Source organism: Hydrogenivirga sp. 128-5-R1-1 (genome assembly GCF_000171895.1).
The window spans coordinates 1-2,668 of the sequence record NZ_ABHJ01000092.1; the positions used below are offsets into that span (position 1 = coordinate 1).

Sequence of the window (2,668 nt, forward strand, 5' to 3'; positions counted from 1 at the left end):
TTTACAAGCTCTTCAAGTGTTTTAAAGGCTTTTTCTTTTTTCCATTTTTAAAATAAACTTCTGATAGTTGTAGTTTTAGAAGGTCTATTTTAGGATAATCTGGATATTTCTGGACAAAAGACTGCAGTTGTTTTTCAATACTGCTTTTTTCACCTGCTTCTTTTGTTTCAAGAAGTGTAAGGAGATAAGCAGCATCCACAGCTTCTTTTGACCCTGCATATTTTTTTATAAACTGAGTGTATATTTTCTTTGCTTCATCTTCTTTGCCTAAATTATAAAGACTATCTGCCATTCTAAGGACTGCCCTTCTTCCAAGAGGGTCATTTTTGTATTTTTCTGCAAATTTTTTAAACTCCTCATAAGCCTTATCATACTCTTCATTTGAGAAAAATGAATAAGCATATAAATAGCCTGCCTGTTTTGCTATTTCATCGTTTCCTTCAGCTAATTCTTTTAAAATTTTTCTCGCTTTATCAAGGTTTAGTTTCTTTAAATATACATACGCCTTTAAAAACTTTGACTTTCTGTCATTTTTATTTTTTATAAGTTTTAATGCTGTATCTTCTTTATCCATATTAAACGCAGAAACAGCTTTCATATAAGTATCAACAAATGCATTATATGCATCTTCAAACTTTTTCTTTCTAAAGAAATACCAGCCAAGCATATCAGATGCAAATTTTGAATCAAATTTTGCTATCTGCCTTAATGTTGCAATAAATTTTGTATCATCGTTATTAAAGTAATAGATGTCTGCAAGATATTTTAAAGATGACTGCTTTATTTTCTCGTCTGAAGCATTTTTATACGCTTTTTTTAAATAAAACTCTGCTTCAGAATAATTTTCTAAATTTAAAAGAACAAAAGCAGTATAAAGATAATATTTATCTTCATTTATGTTCTTAAATATGTTGTAAGCATACTTATAAAGACCTAAGTTATAAGAAGTAATAGCAATAAGTTTTTTAAGCAAGTTTTTATTAGTTTTGTAAGATGTTAAAGCCTTCTGATAATAAGCAAAGGCGGATTTAAAATCCTTGCGTTTAAAATATTCATTTCCAAGTTTAATATAAACAAGCTGGGCTAAATATCTATCTCTAATATCAAGACTTCCTACATTCTCTTCAACTTCTTTTATATTACCCTCTTTAAGATTAATCATCTGCATACCAAATATTGGATATTTTGAATATAAATCGGCTCTACCATAAATTTGCAAGTAATCTTTAAAAACATTTTTTGCTTTGTTTAATTTTTTCTCTTTTAAATAAGCAAATCCTTTTAGAAGCTTTAAAATTTTTTCATAATTTTCTAAAGGTCTATAATCGGAAAAGAATTTGTAGGGCTTACTTAATGCTAAATAATGAAGTTTTAAGTATCTGCAATAACTTACAAAAGATACATCTAAGTTTTCACATTTAACATCCTTTATTAATGTGATTTTATTCTTTTCAAGAATTTTAACTGTTTTTTGCAGAAAGTTATATTCTGGCGTATTTAAACTAACATTTTTTAAAAAATATTTTGCTTTAGATAAATCAGACTTCAGCAAGGAAACAACTGATGCGGACATACAGGCTTCGTTTTTTATTTCTGAATTCATACTACATGATTTTGAGAAATAATTTAAAGAATCATTGTAATTTTTCAGCTCAAATTCAATAAGACCAAGAATATACAAGATAACTGGAACATTTTTATTTTTAGAGTAATTCCTTAAAAACTGTCTTGCTTTTTCTTCTGCAAGTATAAAACTTCCTGTTGTGTAAAGGTCTATTATCTCATTATAAAGAGCTTTTTCCTTAGGCAGTCCTAAAAATGTTTTTTCTCTAACTGGTTGTTTAAATACTGGCTTTAAATCTACAGGATACGACGGAGGGAGATGGATATTAACATCCTGTATAGTTTCATCTATGTTTAAGAATTTTGGTGGTTTTAAGCGTTCTTTTTTTTCTTGTTTCTGGGCTATTATTTCAAGAGGGAAGATAACATCAGGCAGTTTTATATCTGCATAGGCTATTGAGAAAGACAATAAAAATAATAAGAATTTATATATTAACCGCATTACTACCCTCTTGCTCAAAATATTTTAATGAATAAAGGATATCTTTTTTTATTTGCTCTTTCAATTGGTGAATATTTTCAAACTTAATTTCATTTCTAACATAGTGCAAAAAGTAAACCTTTGGTTTTTTATTTTCAAGGAATGCTTTTTCATTAAATCCTTCAATAATATGAACTTCTAAAACTTTATTTTTTCCATCTACTGTAGGCCTTCTACCCCAGTTTATTACTGCTCTGTACTCTTCATTACCTACTTCAATGTAGCCAACATATACACCAGTTTTTAAACACAAATTTTCATCAACCTTTATATTTATTGTAGGAAATCCTATTTTAGAGCCTATTTTATTTCCACGAATAATGTTTCCTGTTAAGCAGTATATCCTGCCAAGTAGATGGTTAACATCTTCAATTTTGCCTTTCTTTAAAAATTCCCTAATATCAGATGAACTTATTTTTTGATTACCTTTAAGCTCTAAATTTACCACTTCAACATCAATACCTATTTCTTTACCAAACTTTTTAGCAAAAGAAACATCTCCTTTTTTGTTTTCCCAAATCTCCAGTCTGCTCCAACTATTATTTTCTGCAGTTCAATTTATCT

2 protein-coding genes are annotated in these 2,668 nt (G+C 28.1%); both read right to left on the bottom strand.

All coding sequences use genetic code 11. The features are described from left to right. Window position 1 precedes the first annotated feature (1 nt). Window positions 2–2,065, bottom strand: coding sequence for a tetratricopeptide repeat protein (locus tag HG1285_RS04920; RefSeq protein WP_008288518.1), 2,064 nt, complete (start codon window positions 2,063–2,065; stop codon window positions 2–4). Continuing rightward, the gene (locus tag HG1285_RS18290; RefSeq protein WP_008288519.1) at window positions 2,049–2,552 is read right to left on the bottom strand and encodes a riboflavin kinase; all 504 of its coding nucleotides are present in this window, start codon (window positions 2,550–2,552) and stop codon (window positions 2,049–2,051) included. The genes HG1285_RS04920 and HG1285_RS18290 overlap by 17 nt, the downstream gene beginning before the upstream one ends. Between the last annotated feature and the right edge of the window lie 116 nt (window positions 2,553–2,668).